The organism is Cellulosimicrobium sp. Marseille-Q4280 (assembly GCF_943181405.1).
Lineage (GTDB): Bacteria > Actinomycetota > Actinomycetes > Actinomycetales > Cellulomonadaceae > Cellulosimicrobium.
In genome coordinates this window covers 36,199-54,364 of record NZ_CALPBY010000002.1, presented here as the reverse complement: position 1 = coordinate 54,364, position 18,166 = coordinate 36,199, and the positions used below count along the sequence as shown (strand labels likewise).

16 protein-coding genes are annotated in these 18,166 nt (G+C 73.8%); all 16 read right to left on the bottom strand.

Translation table 11 applies throughout. The features are described 5' to 3' along the window. Entirely contained in the window at positions 1-540 is a 540-nt protein-coding gene (gene rimM, locus NFS20_RS04915; protein WP_251150652.1) for a ribosome maturation factor RimM, read from the bottom strand. A 145-nt stretch (positions 541-685) separates the two neighbouring features. Continuing rightward, positions 686-925 (bottom strand): RNA-binding protein, encoded by a 240-nt coding sequence (locus NFS20_RS04910; RefSeq protein ID WP_251150651.1) that lies wholly within the window; start codon positions 923-925, stop codon positions 686-688. After that, the gene (gene rpsP, locus NFS20_RS04905; protein ID WP_251151207.1) at positions 925-1,359 is read right to left on the bottom strand and encodes a 30S ribosomal protein S16; all 435 of its coding nucleotides are present in this window, start codon (positions 1,357-1,359) and stop codon (positions 925-927) included. Before rpsP ends, NFS20_RS04910 begins: the two co-directional genes overlap by 1 nt. 160 nt (positions 1,360-1,519) lie before the next feature. Beyond that, entirely contained in the window at positions 1,520-2,635 is a 1,116-nt protein-coding gene (locus tag NFS20_RS04900; protein ID WP_251150650.1) for an amidohydrolase family protein, read from the bottom strand. A gap of 33 nt (positions 2,636-2,668) precedes the next feature. Next, positions 2,669-4,282: a signal recognition particle protein gene (gene ffh / locus NFS20_RS04895; protein ID WP_251150649.1), complete on the bottom strand. Its 1,614-nt coding sequence runs from the start codon at positions 4,280-4,282 to the stop codon at positions 2,669-2,671. A 103-nt stretch (positions 4,283-4,385) separates the two neighbouring features. After that, complete coding sequence (locus NFS20_RS04890) at positions 4,386-6,215, bottom strand: [protein-PII] uridylyltransferase (RefSeq protein ID WP_251150648.1); 1,830 nt, start codon at positions 6,213-6,215, stop codon at positions 4,386-4,388. Positions 6,216-6,231: 16 nt separating this feature from the next. Beyond that, positions 6,232-6,570 carry a P-II family nitrogen regulator gene (locus NFS20_RS04885; RefSeq protein ID WP_251150647.1) on the bottom strand — a complete coding sequence of 113 codons (339 nt, stop codon included), beginning with the start codon at positions 6,568-6,570 and terminating at the stop codon, positions 6,232-6,234. Next, a complete protein-coding gene (locus NFS20_RS04880; RefSeq protein ID WP_251150646.1) occupies positions 6,567-7,880 on the bottom strand; it encodes an ammonium transporter in 1,314 nt (437 codons plus the stop codon). The genes NFS20_RS04885 and NFS20_RS04880 overlap by 4 nt, the downstream gene beginning before the upstream one ends. A gap of 203 nt (positions 7,881-8,083) precedes the next feature. Beyond that, positions 8,084-9,283, bottom strand: a complete 1,200-nt coding sequence (gene ftsY / locus NFS20_RS04875) for a signal recognition particle-docking protein FtsY (RefSeq protein ID WP_251150645.1) — start codon at positions 9,281-9,283, stop codon at positions 8,084-8,086. Positions 9,284-9,295: 12 nt separating this feature from the next. Further along, on the bottom strand, positions 9,296-9,721 hold the full coding sequence (locus NFS20_RS04870; protein ID WP_251150644.1) for a hypothetical protein: 426 nt from the start codon (positions 9,719-9,721) through the stop codon (positions 9,296-9,298). Between the two features lie 168 nt (positions 9,722-9,889). Further along, positions 9,890-13,480 (bottom strand): chromosome segregation protein SMC, encoded by a 3,591-nt coding sequence (gene smc / locus NFS20_RS04865; RefSeq protein ID WP_251150643.1) that lies wholly within the window; start codon positions 13,478-13,480, stop codon positions 9,890-9,892. Between the two features lie 360 nt (positions 13,481-13,840). Beyond that, the gene (ndk, locus tag NFS20_RS04860) at positions 13,841-14,293 is read right to left on the bottom strand and encodes a nucleoside-diphosphate kinase (protein ID WP_251150642.1); all 453 of its coding nucleotides are present in this window, start codon (positions 14,291-14,293) and stop codon (positions 13,841-13,843) included. Positions 14,294-14,344: 51 nt separating this feature from the next. Then, on the bottom strand, positions 14,345-14,845 hold the full coding sequence (locus NFS20_RS04855) for a DUF4233 domain-containing protein (protein ID WP_353050418.1): 501 nt from the start codon (positions 14,843-14,845) through the stop codon (positions 14,345-14,347). A gap of 4 nt (positions 14,846-14,849) precedes the next feature. Next, positions 14,850-16,598, bottom strand: a complete 1,749-nt coding sequence (locus tag NFS20_RS04850; RefSeq protein WP_251150641.1) for an MDR family MFS transporter — start codon at positions 16,596-16,598, stop codon at positions 14,850-14,852. Between the two features lie 121 nt (positions 16,599-16,719). Beyond that, positions 16,720-17,349, bottom strand: a complete 630-nt coding sequence (locus tag NFS20_RS04845; RefSeq protein WP_251150640.1) for a TetR/AcrR family transcriptional regulator — start codon at positions 17,347-17,349, stop codon at positions 16,720-16,722. 66 nt (positions 17,350-17,415) lie between these two features. Continuing rightward, complete coding sequence (dhaM, locus tag NFS20_RS04840) at positions 17,416-18,165, bottom strand: dihydroxyacetone kinase phosphoryl donor subunit DhaM (RefSeq protein WP_251150639.1); 750 nt, start codon at positions 18,163-18,165, stop codon at positions 17,416-17,418. Between the last annotated feature and the right edge of the window lies 1 nt (position 18,166).

Genomic DNA, 18,166 nt, shown 5'->3' with positions numbered 1-18,166 from the left:
TCAGCCCTCCTCGGGCGTCGCGACGTCGAGCCGGTCGGCGTCGGACGCGAGCAGGCCGCCGGGCGGGTCCAGCACGACGCGCCCCCCGGGGACGTCCACGACCGGCACGATGGAGCGCACGAAGGGGACGAGCGTGCGGGTGCCGTCGGGCTCGCGCAGGACGAGCAGGTCGTGCGCCGGGGCCTCCTCCAGACCCTCGACGCGGCCGAGCTCCGTGCCGTCCGTCGACTCGGCGCGCAGGCCGGCGAGCTCGTGCGAGTACCAGGCGTCCTCCTCGTCGGACTCCTCGACCTCGACCACGAGCTGGGTCCCGCGCAGCGCCTCCGCGGCCGTCCGGTCGCCGACGCCCTCGAAGCGGACGAGCCAGCGCCCCTGGTGCACCCGCACCGACGCGACGACGAGAGGGCCGACATCGGCCGGCTCGGTCGGGAGGGCGGCGCCGACGGCGAGCCGGGTCTCCGGGTCGTCGGTGCGCAGGTCGAGCGCCACCTCGCCGCGCAGCCCGTGCGCCTTGCCGACGCGGGCGACGGTGAGCTGCATGGTCGTGCTCCTCTGGTCGTGTCGTGGGACGGCCCGTGCTCGGGCGGTCCGTGTCCCGGACGGGTCCAGGAGCGAGAAGACCCGGCCCACCTCGCGGCGGGCCGGGTCTTCGAGTCCCTCGCGGGACGTGGTCCTTCGAGGACGCTCAGCGGCGGTCGACGTCGACTACGTCCACCCGCACGGGCCCGTCGGTCGCCAGGGCCCCGATCACCGTGCGCAGGGCGCGCGCGGTACGCCCGCCACGACCGATCACGCGGCCGAGGTCGTCGGGGTGGACCCGGACCTCGAGCAGGTCACCGCGACGCAGCGTCTTCGAGCCGACCCGGACGTCGTCCGGGTTGTCCACGATGCCGCGCACCAGGTGCTCGAGGGCCTCGGCGAGCATCAGGCCTCGTCGCCGGCAGCTGCGGTCTCGGCGGAGTCGGCAGCCTCGGGTGCGGGCTCCGACTTCTTCTGGGCAGCCTTGGCCTTGACCTTCTCGGCGTCGGCGGCGGCGGCCTCGATGGCGGCGGCCGGGTCGGCCTTCTCGCCCTTGACCCGGAGGGTGCCCTCGGTGCCCGGCAGGCCCTTGAACTTCTGCCAGTCGCCGGTGATCTTGAGGAGCGCGAGGACCTGCTCGGTCGGCTGCGCGCCGACGCCGAGCCAGTACTGCGCACGGTCCGAGGTGATCTCGATGAACGAGGGCTCCTCGGTGGGGTGGTACTTGCCGATCTCCTCGATGACGCGACCGTCACGCTTGGTGCGCGAGTCCGCGACGACGACACGGTAGTACGGCGCCCGGATCTTGCCGAGACGCTTCAGACGAATCTTGACGGCCACTGTGGTGGTCACTCCTGGTTCTGGTATGGGTGAACCCGCGCGCGTCCGGTGGGGACCAGGACGTGGGTGGGGTTCAGGACACGGCGAGCACGGAGAGAGGGGCCGGGCACGCCGAGTACGGGGCCATTGTGCCAGACGGCCGGGGGCCCGGCCAACCTGGCTACTGCCGCACGATCTCGCCCCGCAGCACGACGGCGGTCGGCGCGCGCAGGACCTCGACGTCGAGCCGCGGGTCGGCCGGGTAGACGACGAAGTCGGCCGACGCCCCCTCGACGAGCGACGTGAAGCCGAGGTACTCGCGACCCTGCCAGCTCGCCGCGGCGACGACGGCGGCGGGCGGGATCCCGGCGGCGACGAGCTCGGCGCACTCGTCGGCGAGCCGGCCGTGGCCGATCGTCCCGCCCGCGTCGGTCCCGACCAGGAGCTGGATCCCCGCGTCGTGCAGGGCGCGCGCCTGCTCGTACCGGCGCGCGTGCAGGCGGCGCAGGCGGGCGGCGAACCTCGGGTAGCGTCCGTCGGCCTGCCGGGCGATGTCCTCGAAGCGCCCGACCTGGAGCAGCGTGGGCGTGACGGCGATGCCACGCTCCGAGATCTCGTACATGAGGTCGGGGTGGATGCCCGTGCCGTGCTCGATCCCGTCGACCCCGGCGGCCAGCAGCGACGGGATCACCTCGTCGGAGAACGCGTGCACGGTGACGCGGGCCGCCTCGGCGTGCGCGACCGCGACGGCCTCGGCGAGCACGTCGTCGGGCCACAGCGGGCGCAGGTCCCCCTGGTCGCCCAGGTCGCGGTCGATCCAGTCCCCGACGAGCTTGACCCATCCGTCCCCGGCGCGAGCCTCGCGACGCACGGCCTCGGGGAGCTGCGCCGGGTCGTCGAGCTCGAGCCCGTAGTGCCGCAGGTACCGCTTCGGCCGCGCGATGTGACGACCGGCACGCACGAGCCGGGGCAGGTCGCGCCGACCGTGCACCCACCGCGTGTCCGCCGGGGAGCCGGCGTCGCGGACGAGCAGCACGCCGCTGTCGCGGTCCGCGAGCGCCTGGGCCTGGGCCGTGGCGGTGTCGACCGCGCCGTCAGCGCCGAGCCCGACGTGGCAGTGCACATCGACGAGACCGGGCAGCACCCAGCCCTCGAGGTCGACCATGTTCGTGCCCTGGGCCGACGGGCGGGTCAGGCTGACGCGGCCGCCCTTGACCCATAGGTCGCCGACCTCCCGGTCGTCACCGATGAGGACATGGCCGCGGACGTGCAGCGACGGGCCTTCCAGCGCGGACATGCGGCTCCAGGGTGAGGAGGGTGGGACGTGCGGTCAGCGGCCGAGGAGCTTCTCGAACCCCGGCGGCAGCTCGAGGTCGTCAGGGACCTGCGGTGCCTGGGTGCTCGCGCCGGTGCCGACCCCGAACGCCGACCCTGCGGGCGACGCCGGACGCACGGACTCCCCCGCGGCGCGTGCCGCCGCGGCGCGCTCCTGCTCCGCGCGCTTCGCCGGGTTGCCGGACTTGCCCTTCACCTTGCGCTGCGGCACCTGGCGCCCGCGGGACTTCTTGCCGCCCATCCCCGGCAGGTTGCCCATGCCGGGCATCCCGGGCACACCCCCGCCGCGGCCCATCTGGCGCATCATCTTCTGCGCGCCCGCGAACCGCTCGAGCAGCTGGTTGACGTCGGACGTCCGCACGCCGGAGCCCTTCGCGATGCGGGCCCGGCGCGAGCCGTTGATGATCTTGGGATTCTCGCGCTCCGCAGGGGTCATCGAGCGGATGATGGCCTCGATCCGGTCGACCTCACGCTCGTCGAAGTTCTCGAGCGCCTCGCGCATCTGGCCCATGCCCGGCAGCATGCCGAGCATCTTCTTCATCGAGCCCATGTTCTTCATCTGCTGCATCTGCACCAGGAAGTCCGCGAGCGTGAAGTCCTGACCGGACTCGAGCTTCTCGGCCATCTTCGCGGCCTGCTCGGCGTCGAACGCCTTCTCGGCCTGCTCGATGAGCGTGAGGACGTCGCCCATGTCGAGGATGCGCGACGCCATGCGGTCGGGGTGGAAGGCCTCGAAGTCGGTGAGCTTCTCGCCCGTGGACGCGAAGAGGATCGGGCGACCGGTGACGCCGGTGACGGACAGGGCCGCACCACCGCGCGCGTCGCCGTCGAGCTTCGTGAGCACGACGCCCGTGAAGTCGACGCCCTCCTCGAAGGCCTTCGCGGTGGCGACGGCGTCCTGACCGATCATCGCGTCGATGACGAAGAGGATCTCGTCGGGGCTCACGGCGTCGCGGATGTCCGCGGCCTGCTGCATGAGCACGGAGTCGAGGCCGAGACGGCCCGCGGTGTCGACGATCAGGACGTCGTGCTGGCGCTGGCGTGCCGTCTCGAGCCCGTCGCGAGCGACCGCGACCGGGTCTCCGATGACGTCGTCGACCTCGACGCCGCTCTGGTTGCCCGGGTGCGGGGCGAACACCGGGACGCCCGCGCGCTCGGCGACGACCGAGAGCTGCGTGACGGCGTTCGGCCGCTGGAGGTCGGCCGCGACGAGCAGCGGCGTGTGTCCCTGCTCGCGCAGGTGCAGGGCGAGCTTGCCCGCGAGGGTCGTCTTTCCCGCGCCCTGGAGGCCGGCGAGCATGATCACCGTCGGCGGGGTCTTCGAGAACCGCAGCCCCCGGCTCTCCCCGCCGAGGATCGCGACGAGCTCCTCGTTCACGACCTTGACGACCTGCTGCGCCGGGTTGAGCGCCCCTGAGACCTCCGCGGACAGCGCGCGCTCGCGCACGGTCGCGGTGAACTCCCGGACGACGGGCACGGCGACGTCGGCGTCGAGCAGCGCGCGACGGATCTCCCGGATCGTCGCGTCGATGTCCGCCTCGGACAGCCGACCCTTCGCCCGCAGGTTCTTGAAGGTCGATGTCAGTCGGTCCGACAGCGTGTTGAACACCGCGTCATCCTCACCAGTCGCCGGTCGTCTCGGGAGCGGACGCGCACCACCCGGCTCCGTCTCACCGAGAGGGCACGGTACGGCGCGTCCGCGAGGGTCAAGCCTACCCGGGCGCCCGGGGCCCGGCGTCGTCGTCCGCCCGGAGCACCCGCATCGTCGCGCCGACGAGGTCGTCGACGAGCCGGGCACGCCACGCGGTCCACGCGTTCGGGCCGAGCGACGAGGCGTCCGCCTCCGTGAGGGCTCGCAGGACCTCGAGGAGCTCGGGCCGGTGGTCGACGGCCGCGGCGAGCTCGGCGACGGTCGCGGGGTCGTCCGGGTCCTCGCTCACCGCCAGCCGCGACAGGGTGAGATGGTGGCGCACGAGGCGCTCGACGTCGGACACCACGCCCGCGTCGAAACCCATCCGCCCGAGGATCACGGGCACGAGACGCGCTCCCTCGACCGAGTGGTCCTGCGCGCCCGCGCGCTTGCCGATGTCGTGGAGCACCGCGGAGAGCACGAGCAGGTCACCCCGCGCCACGTCCTTGCGGTCGCGCGACGCACGGGCGACGACCTCGACGAGGTGACGGTCCACGGTGTGCCGGTGCACCGCGGCGCGCTGCGGACGGTTGCGCACGCCGGCCCACTCGGGGATCCACGTCGTGACGACGCCTGCGAGGTCGAGCGCCTCCCAGACCGCCACCTGCGTCTGACCCGACCCCAGCAGCGACAGGAGCGCCGCCCGGGCGGCCTTCGGCCAGGGCTCGGGCAACGCAGGGCACTCGGCCAGGCTCGCGACCGACACCGGCGAGAGGGTCAGGCCGGTGCGCGCGGCGGTCGCCGCAGCGCGCAGCGACAGGAGGGGGTCGGACGCCGGGTGCGCGTCGACGGCGAGCACGAGCTCGCCGTCGTGCTCCACGAGGCCGTCGCCCACGGAGCGAAGGCGCGGCGCTGCGCGGCGACCGCGGATGAGCACGGGCCGGCGCGAGACCGAGGGACGCTGGAGCGCCTGGCGGGCCCGGCGCACGGTCGTGTCGAGCGCGTAGGAGATCTCCCGACCCGCCTCGGCGAGGCTCGCGAGGAGCTCGTCGGGGTCGTCGTGCCCGGCCATGTCGGCCACCTCGTCCAGGTCCGCGAGCAGCAGGCGGCTCGTGTGGCGGCCCGTGACGACCTGCAGCGTGTCGCGCACGTCCAGCAGGTGGGCGTAGGCACGGTCGACCGACCCGTGCGGCCGGTCCGTGAGCCACGTCGCCGCGAGCGCCGAGAGGACGACCGCGTCCCGGATGCCGCCGCGCGACTCCTTGAGGTCGGGCTCGATGAGGTAGGCGAGCTCGCCGGAGCGCTCGGCCCGGTCGCGGGTCGAGGAGAGGAGCTCGGGGAGCCGGCGGCGCGACGCCGACCGCCAGTCGGTCAGCACCGCCGACGACGCGCGGTGGACCACGAGGGCGTCCCCGGCGACGGCGCTCACGTCGAGCCAGCCGACGGCCGCGGGCACGTCCTTCGAGGCCACCTGGCGGCACTGCGAGAGCGACCGCACGGAGTGGTCGAGGTCGACGCCCGCGTCCCACAGCGGGTACCAGAGGCGCTCCGCGACGCGGGCGATCTCCTCCGCGGAGTGCGTGCGCCCGTCGTGCACGAGCACCAGGTCGAGGTCGCTCGCCGGGCCCATGTCGCCGCGGCCCAGGCTCCCGACGGCCGCGAGCGCGATCCCGTCGGGGGAGACGTCGTCCGTCGCCTCCTTCCACAGCATCGCGAGGCTCGTGGTCACGAGGTCGACGACGGCGGCGCGGCGCGCGACGCCGCTGCGGCCGCGCCCGCTCATGGAGCGGGCGAGCTCGAGCGTGCGAGCGCGGAGGTCCCGCACCCCGTCGGGGTGCGGGACCTCCGTACCGTGCTCCGCCGATCCCCCCGCGACCCCGCCCGTGGTCGGGGTGTCGGCGTTGTCCGTCATGCGCGGATCAGCATCCTCACAGGGCGCCGGGGCCGTGCTCGCCCGTGCGCACCCGGGCGACGTCCTCCACCGGGACCGTCCAGACCTTGCCGTCGCCGATCTTGCCGGTCTGCGCGGCCTTGACGATCACCTCGGTGACGACGGCCGAGTCGGCGTCGTCGACGAGCACCTCGATGCGGACCTTGGGGACCAGGTCGACCGTGTACTCGGCGCCGCGGTAGACCTCGGTGTGGCCCTTCTGCCGGCCGTAGCCGCTGGCCTCGCTGACGGTCATGCCGCGCACACCCGCTGCCTCGAGCGCCGACTTCACGTCGTCGAGACGGTGGGGCTGGATGATTCCCGTGACGAGCTTCATGCCCGAACCTCCTTGATGACGCTGCCCTGCTGGATGGACTCGTACGCCGTCTCGCCGTGCACCGCGAGGTCGATGCCGCCGACCTCGGCGTCCTCGCTGACGCGCCAGCCCATGGTCACCTTGAGGATGAGGCCGATGACCAGCGTGGTGACCGCCGAGAAGACGATCGCGACGAGGGCGATGAGGATCTGCACGACGAGCTGCTGGGCACCGCCGCCGAAGAACAGGCCCGTGTCCGCGGCGAGGAAGCCGATCGCGACGGTACCCCACAGGCCCGAGACGAGGTGGACGCCGACGACGTCGAGCGAGTCGTCGTAGCCGAAGCGGTACTTGAGACCGACCGCGAGGGCGCTCAGCGCACCGGCGACGACACCGAGGACGATCGACGTGACCGGGGTGAGGGCGCCCGCGGCGGGCGTGATGGCGACGAGGCCCGCGACGACGCCGGACGCGGCGCCGAGCGACGTGGCGTGGCCGTCACGGATCTTCTCGGTGAGGAGCCAGCCGATGATGCCCGCGGCGGTCGCGGACGTCGTGTTGACCCAGGCGAGGCCGGCGGTCTCGTTGGCGCCGAACGCCGAGCCCGCGTTGAAGCCGAACCAGCCGAACCACAGGAGCGCCGCGCCGAGCATGACGAACGGCAGGTTGTGGGGGCGCATCGGCTCGGAGCCGAAGCCCTTGCGCCTGCCGACGAGCAGCGCGAGCACCAGCGCCGCGACACCGGCGTTGATGTGGACGACCGTGCCGCCGGCGAAGTCGATCGGCGCGACCGTGGCTGCGCCGTCCGTCGTCCCGAAGACCATCGCCGCGAGGCCGTTCTCGTTGCTCGAGAGGAAGCCGCCGCCCCACACCATGTGGGCGAGGGGGAAGTACGTGACGGTGACCCAGATCGCGGTGAACGCGAGCCAGGTGCCGAACTTCACGCGGTCGGCGAGCGCACCGGAGATCAGCGCGACCGTGATGATCGCGAACGTCACCTGGAAGGCGATGTCGACGACGTTCGGGTAGTTGCCGAGCGTGCTGGCGACGGCGCTGCCCTCGGCGTCCGTGATCGCTCCCGAGAGACCGAACTGCGCGAACGGGTTCGCGAAGAGCCCGCCCGTCCCCGCCTCGCCGTAGGACATCGACCAGCCCCACAGCACGTACACGACGCCGACCACGGCCATGGCCCCGAACGACATCATCATCATGTTCAGCACGGACTTGGCGCGGACCATGCCGCCGTAGAAGAACGCCAGTCCGGGCGTCATCAGGAGCACGAGGGATGCTGAGATCAGCATCCACGCGGTAGCCCCGGTGTCCCACTCCATCGGATCATCTCCCCTCGCCAGCCGGGCGGCCGGTCGGGGACAACGTTGGTGGGAGCGGGTTTCGCCGGGAGTGTCGTCGTGTTACGCGGGTGTGACATGCAGCGCTCGGAGGTAAACGTTCCGTTTCCGGGGTCGTCCGGGTGCTCAGGAGGTCCGGATCGCGACACGGGCGTGATCGGACCGTGATACGTCCGTGACCTCGGTCAGCCCCCCAGCAGTCCGTCCACGAACTCCCCTGCGTCGAACGGGGCGAGGTCGTCGGGACCCTCTCCGAGCCCGACGAGCTTCACCGGGACCCCGAGCTCGCGCTGCACCGCGACGACGATGCCACCACGGGCGGTGCCGTCGAGCTTCGTGAGCACGATCCCGGTCACGCCGGCGACCTCGCCGAACACGCGCGCCTGGTTGAGACCGTTCTGGCCCGTCGTCGCGTCGAGCACGAGGAGGACCTCCGACAGCGGCGCCTCCTTGGTGATGACGCGCCGGATCTTGCCGAGCTCGTCCATGAGCCCTGCCTTGTTCTGCAGGCGGCCCGCCGTGTCGACCAGGACGACGTCGGCGCCCTCGACCCGCCCGCGGCGCACCGCGTCGAACGCGACGGCCGCAGGGTCGGCGCCGTCGCGGTCCGCGCGCACGGTCGGCACGCCCACGCGCGCGCCCCACGTCTGGAGCTGGTCCGCGGCGGCGGCGCGGAACGTGTCGGCCGCACCGAGCACGACGCTGCGGTCCTCCGCCACGAGCACCCGCGCGAGCTTGCCGACGGTCGTCGTCTTGCCCGTGCCGTTGACGCCGACGACCAGCACGACGGCCGGGACCTGGCCGTCCTGCGTCGTCGTGGGCGTGGTCGCGAGCGACCGGTCGAACGTGGGGTCGACGAGCGCGACGAGCTCCTCGCGCAGGAGGGATCGCACGCTCTCAGCGTCCCGCACACCGAGCACGCGCACCTTGGTGCGCAGGCTCTCGATGAGCTCTCCGGCCGGGCCCGCGCCGACGTCGGCGAGCAGGAGCGTCTCCTCCAGCTCGTCCCAGTCGTCCTCCGAGAGGTGGTCGCGCGACAGGACCGAGAGCAGGCGGGCGCCGAGCGGGGAGCCGGAGCGGGCGAGCCGCTCGCGCAGCCGGACGAGGCGCCCCCCGACCGGTTCGGGGCGCTCGACGGCGGGCGCGGAGGGTGTCTCGGGCTCGACGACGGCCGTGTCGGGGTCGAGCACCGCCGTCGCGGCGGTACCTCGCGGTCCGTCGTCGGCGTGCTCCGCCGCCCGTGGCGTCGTGACGCCCGTCGGCCGAGGGGCGGGCCCGGCGCCCGGCGCCCGGCGACGGCGGCGGACCGAGATCGCGCCGCCCGTGACGAGGCCGACGACGACGAGGAGGCCGAGCAGGATCCAGAGAGGAAGGAGGTCGTTCACGCGGGCAGTCTCTCAGACGGTCGTCGCGCCGTCGTCCGTGCCGTCGTCCGTCGGGGCCGCGGCGGGCAGCGCCGCGCTCCGCGAGCGCTCGACGTGCACGTGCAGCGGACGGGTCGCCCGCTCGCGCGCTCGGTGCAGCACCTCGGTGAGCTCCTCGGCGTCGACGTAGGCCCTCGAGGAGACCTCTGTCGCGGTGAAGAACTCGTCCATCGTCGAGTCGACCGGCTTGGGCAGACGGACCGTGCCGACGTGGCGCGCCTCCTCCGTGCCGCGCCGCCGGCGTCCCGGGCGCAGCCCGCCACGGAAGTTCCGCCAGAACCCCCCGAGACCCTGGTCGTCGGTGGCGGCCGACTCGGACCGGGCGACGACGCTCGCGAAGAGGAACACGACAGCGGCAGCGCCGAGCGCGATCCCGAGCCACACGAACATCCACACCATGGGTCCCAGTATCCGGGGGAAGAGGGCGAGAGCGAACCGGCGCGCGGGAGGGCGACCAATCAGCACCACATCTTCACAAGGCGCGGAATTGCAACGTTTTCTCGGTGATTGTCCGGTCCGCGCGGACGCTGACGGTTCGTCCGGGTGGCTGCGTTCACGACCAGCAGGTCACGCCGGCTGCGGCTCGCGCGCCTCGCGCAGGCGCTGGCTGATGACGGTCGTCACACCGTCGCCGCGCATCGTCACGCCGTACAGCGCGTCGGCGATCTCCATGGTCCGCTTCTGGTGGGTGACGACGATGAGCTGCGAGTCCTCCTGGAGCTCGCGGAAGATCTCGAGGAGACGACCCAGGTTGACGTCGTCGAGCGCGGCCTCGACCTCGTCCATGACGTAGAACGGTGACGGCCGCGCCTTGAAGATCGCGACGAGCAGCGCGACGGCCGTGAGCGAGCGCTCTCCCCCCGACAGCAGCGAGAGCCGCTTGACCTTCTTGCCCGCCGGCCGCGCCTCGACCTCGATGCCCGTCGTGAGGAGGTCGTCCGGGTCGGTGAGGACGAGCCGCCCCTCCCCGCCGGGGAACATGCGCGCGAAGACCCGCTCGAACTGCTCCGCGGTGTCCCGGTAGGCGTCCGCGAAGACCCGCTCGACGCGCTCGTCGATCTCCCGGACGATCTCGAGCAGGTCGGCACGGGACTTCTTGAGGTCCGCGAGCTGGTCGGCGAGGAACTTGTGCCGTTCCTCGAGCGCCGCGAACTCCTCGAGGGCGAGCGGGTTCACCTTCCCGAGGCGGCCGAGGTCGCGCTCGGCGGCCTTCAGCCGCTTCTCCTGGGCGGCGCGGTCGTAGGGCACGGTGCGCGCCTCGTCGTCCTCGTCCGCGTCCGCGTCGGCCGCCGCTCCCGTGACCGGGACCGGGCGGTGCGGGCCGAACTCGTCGACGAGGACGTCGGGGGCGAGGCCGAGCTCCTCGACGCTGCGCACCTGGAGCTGCTCGATGCGCAGCTGCTGCTGGGTGCGGGCGACCTCGTCGCGGTGCGCGACGTCGGTGAGCTCGCGCAGTCGCGTCGCGAGCCCGTCGACGGCGGCCCGCGCCGCGGTGACGGCCGCGTCGCGCTCGGCCCGCGCGGCCTCGGCCGCGTCGCGCTCCTCGCCTGCCCGGGCGAGGGATCGTTCGAGCGCGGACAGCGCGCGCGTGGCGCCGTCGCGCACGGTGGCCGCCCGGGCGGCCTGGCGGGCGCGGACCTCCTCGCGCCGTGCCGCGCGCTCTCGCGCGTCACGTTCTGCTGCGGCCGCACGGGCCAGGCCGTGGGCGCGCCCGGCGACGGCACGGGCCCGCTCCTCGCTCGTGCGCAGCGCGAGCCGCGCCTCGGTCTCGCGCGCGCGGGCCGCGACCGCTCCGGCGGCGAGCCGGTCCCGGTCGGCGCCGGCGTCGGTCAGCGCGTCCTCCGACTGCTCCGGCGCCTCCTGCGCGACGTCGAGCCGCTCGACGAGCTCGGCGAGCGCCGCCCGGGCCTCGTCGAGCCCGTCCGACGCCCGCGCGAGCGTCGCCCGCGCACGCTCGGCCTCGGCGGCGGCCGACCGCGCGGTGGCACCGAGGTGTCCCAGCTGTTCGGCGACGGCCGCGAGACGGGCGTCCGACTCGTTGAGCCGCTCGAGCGTCTCATCGTGGCGCGCGCGCGCCGCGGTCTGCGCCTCTCGTGCGGCGACGAGACCGAACCGGGCGCGCTCGGCGCGCGCGGTCGCCTCGCCGTGGGCGGACCGGGCCTCGTCGAGCGCGGACTGCAGGTGCAGGACGCTCGGCGCCGACGCGCTGCCGCCCCAGGCGCGCCCGGAGGCCAGCAGGTCGCCCGCACGCGTCACGGCGACCGCCCCGGGCCGGGTCGCGAGGAGCTCGCGGGCCCGCGCGAGGTCGTCGACGACGGCCACGTCCGCGAGGAGCGACGCCACGACGCGCCCGACGCCGCCGCTCGCGGTCACGACGTCGACGGCCCACCGCGCGCCGTCGGGCAGCGGAGGCGTCGCGGCCCGGTCCGCCGCACCGTCGCCGCCCGCGTCCCCGGCGACGACGAGCCCCGCGCGGCCGGCGTCCTCGGTCCGCAGGTACCTCAGCGCGTCGACCGCGGCGTCGACGGACTCGACCGTGACCGCGTCGGCCGCCGGGCCGAGGGCCGCCGCGATCGCGTCCTCGTAGCCGGCCTCGATGCCGAGCATCGCCGCGAGCGAGCCGACGACGCCCACCTGGTCGGCCGCGAGCAGCGCCCCGGCGCCGTCCTTGCGGTCGAGGCTCAGCTCGAGCGCGTCGATGCGCGCGCTCCACGTGGCCCGCTCCTGCTCGGCGCGGCTCGCCTGCTCCTCGAGGGCAGCCACCGCTGTCGCCGTGCGCTCGAGATCGTCGGCCGCGGCCTCGTGCTCGGCGTCGAGCCCTTCCTCGCCCTCCTCGACGCCGACCACCTGGGTCTCCAGGACGGCGAACTCGGTGCTCGCCTGCGCGCCCCGACGCTCGGCCTCCGCGAGCGACTCGCGCAGGCGACCGATCTCCGCCTCCGCGGCCTCCACCCGGGAGCGTTGTGCGGCGACCTGGCCCGCGAGCCGCGCGAGCCCCTCGCGCCGGTCCGCGGCGCCGCGCAGGAGCGTCGCGACGGCGCGCTCCGCCTCCCCCGCGGACGCCTCCGCGTCCTCGCGCTCCGCGACGGCGGCGTCGAGGGCCGCGCGCGCCCGCGCGACCTCGTCCTCGAGCTCCGCCTCGGTCGCCCGCACGCGTTCTGCCTGCCGCTCGAGCTCGTCGGGGTCCTGGCCCCGGTGCGCGGGCTCCGGCCGGCCGAGGAGCCGCAGCCGCTCCTCGGCGAGCGTCTGCGTCCCCCGCAGGCGCTCGCGCAGCGACGACAACCGGTACCAGACGTCGGTCGCTGCGCCGAGCGCCGGGGCCGCGGCGGCGGCGTCACGCTCGTCGGCCGCGAGCCGGTCCCGCGCGCCGGCGAGCTGCCGCTCCACGTCCGCCTGCTGTGCGCGGAGCGCCGCCTCGTCGGCGATCTCCTGCTCGAGGGTCGCCATGAGCTGGGCGAGGTCGTCGGCGAGGAGGCGGGCACGGGCGTCGCGCACGTCGGCCTGGATCGTGGCGGCCTTGCGCGCGATCTCCGCCTGCCGGCCGAGCGGGCCGAGCTGGCGTCGCACCTCGGACGTGAGGTCGGCGAGCCGCGTGAGGTTGGCCTGCATCGCGTCGAGCTTGCGGAGCGCCTTCTCCTTGCGCTTGCGGTGCTTGAGGACGCCGGCGGCCTCCTCGACGAACCCGCGCCGGTCCTCGGGCGTCGCGCGCAGCACGGCGTCGAGCTGTCCCTGCCCGACGATGACGTGCATCTCGCGCCCGAGGCCCGAGTCGGAGAGCAGGTCCTGGATGTCGAGCAGGCGGCAGGGCGACCCGTTGATCGCGTACTCGGAGCCACCGCTGCGGAACAGCGTGCGGGAGATCGTCACCTCGGTGTAGTCGATCGGCAGCGCGCCGTCGGTGTTGTCGATCGTCAGCGCGACCTCGGCACGCCCGAGCGGCGGCCTGCCGGTCGTGCCGGCGAAGATGACGTCCTCCATCTTGCCGCCGCGCAGCGTCTTCGCACCCTGCTCCCCCATCACCCAGGCGAGCGCGTCGACGACGTTCGACTTCCCCGAGCCGTTCGGCCCGACGACGCACGTCACGCCGGGCTCGAAGCTCAGCGTCGTCGCGGAGGCGAACGACTTGAAGCCCCGGAGCGTCAGCGTCTTGAGGTGCACGGCCCGAGCCTAGACCGGCCTCCCCACGATCCCGCGCATCTCGGCGGCCGCGAGCGGCAGGCGACCCGAGGACGCGAGCGGCAGGCGAGGCACACGTCGTCGACCGACGGGCCCGGCGTCGAACCCGGGGTCGTGCGCCACCGTCACGCGCCGAACCCCGGCTTGTGCGTCAGACACACCGGTTCGTGCCACACAACCCGGGGTTCGGCCAGGAGGTGAGATGCGGCTCGACTGCCAGACGTGCGTGGTGCCGGTCCAGACGAGCCGACACCGGAGCGGGGGGGGGGCGGGTCGACGACCCGCCCCTCCCCCGAGAAGGTGTCGGCGGGCGCTGCCCTGCGCCCGCCGATGACCCGGTCGTCAGCCCAGCTCGGGGAACCAGAGCGCGATCTCGCGCACGGCGGACTCGGGCGAGTCGGAGCCGTGGACGAGGTTCTGCTGGACCTTCAGGCCCCAGTCGCGGCCGAGGTCGCCGCGGACCGTGCCGGGCGCAGCCTCGGTGGGGTTGGTGGCGCCGGCGAGCGAGCGGAAGCCGGGGATGACGCCCTGACCCTCGGCGACGACCGCGAGGATCGGGCCCGACAGCATGAAGTCGACGAGCGGCTGGTAGAACGGCTTGCCCTCGTGCTCGGCATAGTGCGCGGCGAGCAGCTCCGGGGTCGCGTCGAGGAGGCGGACGGCCGCGAGCGTGTAGCCCTTGGTCTCGATGCGGCGGAGGATCTCGCCGGACAGGCCGCGGCGGACGCCGTCGGGCTTGACGAGGACGAGGGTGCGTTCGATCGTTTCGGTCACGGCGGGTGCGACGTCGGTCATGGCGGCGAGCCTACCGGGGGCGAGGGACCGTCCCCGAACCGTCCGGACGGCTCAGCCGGCGTTGGGTGCCGTCTCGGGGTGCTCGGCGTCGTACGCGGCGCGCTCGCGGTCGATGCGGCCGCCGAGCCGCAGCGAGACGATCCACAGCGCGACGAAGATGCCGCCCACGACGAACATCATCGGGACGACGAGGCCGAAGCCGAGGACGGGCACCTGCACGACGGACCCGCCGACGTACCCGCCGGGCGTGCCGACCATGCGCGACAGGACGACGAGCACGACGAAGAGCGCTCCCCCGACGATCCAGATCGACGCCGGGGTGGGCAGCTCGAGCGGACCCCGGGAGTAGGGGATGTCGCGCAGGCCGTAGGCGACCAGGGTGGCGAAGACGACGAGGAACGCCTCGAGCAGGAGCGTCGTGAACGCGAACTGCTCCTTCGCGGACTTCTTGGGCTTGATGCGGTCGCCTGGCGACGGGCGCACCGGCCCCGCCGCGCGGCCGTGGCGGGACGGCTGCGGGGCGGGGGCCGGCGACGACGGGGTGGAGCTCACCTGGTCAGGATACCGGCGCGTCGTCACGCGGACGGTCGCCCGACGGCGTCTCCGACCCACCGTGACCCGGCGCCGCGGCCGTCGCGGGCTCGCTGCCGACGACTGCCACGACCGGCTCGTCGGGCGCGCCGTCGACCACGGGACGCGCCTGCCCCGGGTCGGCGACGGCCTCGCCGCGTGCGACCATCCCCGCGACGTCCGAGAGGCGGACCTCCTTGAGGAACAGCGCGAGGACGAAGCCGACGAGGACCAGCGGGACGAGGTACCAGAAGGCCGGCGCGAGCGCGTCGGTGAAGGCGTCGACGACGCCGGTGTGCACCGGCTCGGGGAGCGCCTGCACCATCTCCGGCGTGAGGGACGAACCCTCCGCGCCCTCCGGCACGCTGCCCGCGGGGAGGTCTGCGAAGACCCCCGCGAGGTTGTCGGCCAGGCGAGAGGTGAAGATGGTCGAGAACAGCGCGGTGCCGACGGCGGCGCCGATCTCGCGGAAGAAGTTGTTGGCGCTCGTCGCGGTGCCGAGCTCGTGCGGGTCGACCGAGTTCTGGACCGCGAGGACGATCGTCTGCATGACGAGGCCCATGCCGGCTCCCATGACGAAGATCATCGCGCCGAAGAGCACCATGGACATGTCGCCGGTGATCTGGGTGAGCCACATCATGCCGAGCGCGGTGATCGCCAGGCCGGCGATCGGGAACATCCGGTAGCGGCCGGTCTTGGTGATCGCGATCCCGGAGCCGATGGCGGTGAGCATGACGCCGACCATCATCGGCAGCATGAGGAACCCGGACTCGGTCACGCCCGCCCCGGTCGACATCTGCAGGAACGTCGGCAGGAAGGCGAGGGCGGAGAACATGCCCATGCCGAGCACGAGGCCGATGAGCGTCGCGATGGTGAACGTCGGGTTCTTGAACAGGTGCAGCGGGAGGAGCGGCTCCTCGGCGCGGTTCTCGACGACGACGAACGCGGCGATCGAGACGACGACGGCTGCCACCAGCCCGAGCAGCCACGGGTCGGACCAGTCGTAGCCGCGCGACGAGGTGAGCGACTCCCAGCTCGTGACGAGGACGATCCCGGACGTCGCGACGACCATGAAGAAGATGCCCGCGACGTCGATCTTGCGCCCGGAGCGGTGCGTCGGGAGCTTGAGGGCGACCCAGCCGACGACGAACGCGGCGATGCCGATGGGGACGTTGATCCAGAACGCCCAGCGCCAACCGGGACCCTCGGTGAACCAGCCGCCGAGGAGCGGGCCGATCACGGCGGCGATGCCGAACAGGGCGCCCATCGGGCCCATGTACTTGCCGCGGTCCTTGGCGGGCACGATGTCGGCGATGATCGCCTGGGAGAGGATCATCAGGCCGCCGCCGCCGAGGCCCTGCACGCCGCGCCACGCGACGAGCTCGGGGAACGACTGCGCGAAGCCGGCCCCTGCGGAGGCGACAGTGAACAGGCCGATCGCGACGAGGAACGGCCAGCGCCGGCCCCAGAGGTCGCCGAACTTGCCGTAGAGCGGCATGACGATCGCGATCGCGAGGATGTAGGCGGTGATGACCCAGCCCTGGTGCTCCACGCCGTGGAGCTCCCCGACGATCGTGGGCATCGCGGTGCCCACGATCGACTGGTCGAGCGAGGACAGGAACATCGACGCCATGAGCGCGCCGAAGATCACCCACACGGTGCGTGGGGTGAGGACGACGAGCGGCTTGCCGCCGTCCGTCGGTGCCGCGGGCGAGGCGGTCTGAGGGCTGGCCATGAGGGTTCCACTTCGGTCGGGACGGGACGCGTGCGCCGGCGGGCGCGCGGGCCCGTCGTCGGGGGGTGCGGTCGGCCGGCGTGCTGCCGGTCGCAGGATCTCGGGGTCGCGCGGGGCGCGGTCAGTCGTGGGGCGCCGGCGCGAGGAGCGAGCGGAGCTGTCGCACGACGTCGTCCAGGTGGTCGGCGGGGCTTCCCTCGCCACCGCCCTGCTGCCACTCGAGCGTGCTCACGCGGAGCAGGGTCATGACGACGAGGGCGAGCAGCTCCGGGTCTGCCGTGTACGGCAGGACGAGACGGCGCGCGGTGAAGAGCTCGACCATCTCGGCGCGGTGCTCCTCGACCCACGCGACGTGCCGCGCGAGGAGTCGCGGCTCGCGCGTGACGAGCTCGACCGTGCACTGCATCCGCTCCGGCGTGACGGTCTGCTGCCCGAGCACGTCTCCCACGAGCACGGCCAGGTCGTCGAGCAGGACGCCGGTCGGTCCCCCCGCGACGAACGCGGCGGCGACCTCGGGCCGGATCGCGAAGGGTTCGAGGCCGAGCACGGCGTCGTCCTTCGAGGGGAAGTAGTTGAAGAACGTGCGGGGCGAGACCCCGACGGCGTCGCAGATGTCCTCGACCGTGACGGCGTCGAGACCGCGGTCCAGGACGAGACGCTGGGCCGCCCCGACGAGCTCGTCGTGCCGACGCTGCTTCTTGCGGGCACGGAGCCCGCCGGAGGTCTCGAGGGTCGACGAGTTCGCGATCACCCTGAGATTATTGCAGTCGGCGCAATTTTGCAGCAACTGCACTCTTGGGTGAGGTGCATCACACGATCAGACCTCGCCGAACCCGCCCTCGACCGCACCGACGACGGCGTCCAGCGCCTCGCGTGCCTGCGTACCGTCCGCGGTCACCGAGAGCTGCTGCCCACCCGTGGCCCCGAGCTTCATGAGCTCGAGCACGCTCGCTCCGTTCACGCCGTCGATCGTCACCGAGGCGTCGTACCCGGCGATCAGGCGCGCCAGGACCGCAGCGGGACGGGCGTGCAGCCCCAGCGGGTTGCGCAGGGTCACCGTTGCTGCGACTGCGCCGCCCGGCACCTCGTCCGGACGCGGGGCCGCGTCGCCGTCCGCCGCGCCCTGCTCGGTGGCGCCGACGCCGGCCGGGGCGAACGTGCTCCCCGCGTGCTCCGCCGAGGCGAGGACCGCCGGGACGTCCCCTCCCCCGTGCGCCGTCACGGCCGCGGCGACCGCACCCTCGACGAACGGGGCGTCGGCGAGCGCGACCCGGCCGTCCAGCTCGTCCTCGAGGTCGAGCACGGACTCCACCGTCATCACGGCGGACCCGAGGTCCGCGAGGACCACCACGCCGTCCGCGACCGCGAGCGCGTCCGACACCGCGCCGGAGACGCGGTCGTAGCTCGTCCCGAGCCCGCCGTCGTCCGTGCCGCCGGCGGCGAGCAGCACCACCCCGGGAGCCATCTGCGCGGCGAGCTCGACCGCGCCCTGGGCCAGCCGCTGGGAGTGGGAGACGAGGACGAGGGCGACACGGGCGCGCGCGGGCGCCGGACCGCTGCCCGCCACG